Raw genomic sequence first — 636 nt, 5'->3', positions numbered from 1 at the left:
GGATGTATGGTGAAAATCGGCTCAAGATTACCATATTGTGCGCAATCGTGAAACAAAGGCGCCCATATGGCCGGCAACAAAAAGGCCGTCTGAAACGGATTTTCAGACGGCCTTTGTTTTGTGCTAAACCTTATTTGTTGTCAGGTTGGGATTTGACATCGGTGGATACAGGCAGCTCAGGCATGGTTCGGGCAGACTCCGGAACATTGCCGGAGAGGGCTTTCAAGAAGGCAACGATGTTTTCAGTGTCTTCCGGAGCCAGGGTTTTACCCAATTGCGCTTTCGCCATGATGTTGACGGCTTTATCCAGTTCCCAAACGCTGCCGTTGTGGAAGTATGGGTAGGTGCGTTCGACGTTTCTCAAGCCTGGAACGCGGAAGAAGAATTCGTCTTCGGCTTTTTTGGTTACGTCCGCACGGCCTTTGTCGTGTTTAGGATCATCGATGTGTTTCCAGTAAGGACCGTCCACCAAACCGAATTTTTGGAACATGGTACCGCCCAAGTTGACGCCGCTGTGACAAGCGATACAGCCGTTGTCCATAAATGCGCGTACGCCTTTGCGTTCTTGTTCGCTCAGGGCGGACACGTTGCCTTTCAGGTAGTCGTCCCAACGGGTCGGGGTCAGCAGGGTACGTT

1 protein-coding gene is annotated in these 636 nt (G+C 51.6%); it reads right to left on the bottom strand.

The genetic code is table 11. The features are described from left to right. Nucleotides 1-130 precede the first annotated feature (130 nt). Nucleotides 131-636 (bottom strand): cytochrome-c peroxidase (locus tag ACTHUR_RS15305; protein WP_440399486.1); only part of this gene is annotated, 506 nt, incomplete at its 5' end.

The organism is Neisseria sp. P0021.S007 (assembly GCF_051956855.1).
Note: the sequence above shows the minus strand (reverse complement) of the source record. Positions and strands in the feature narration are given on the sequence as shown.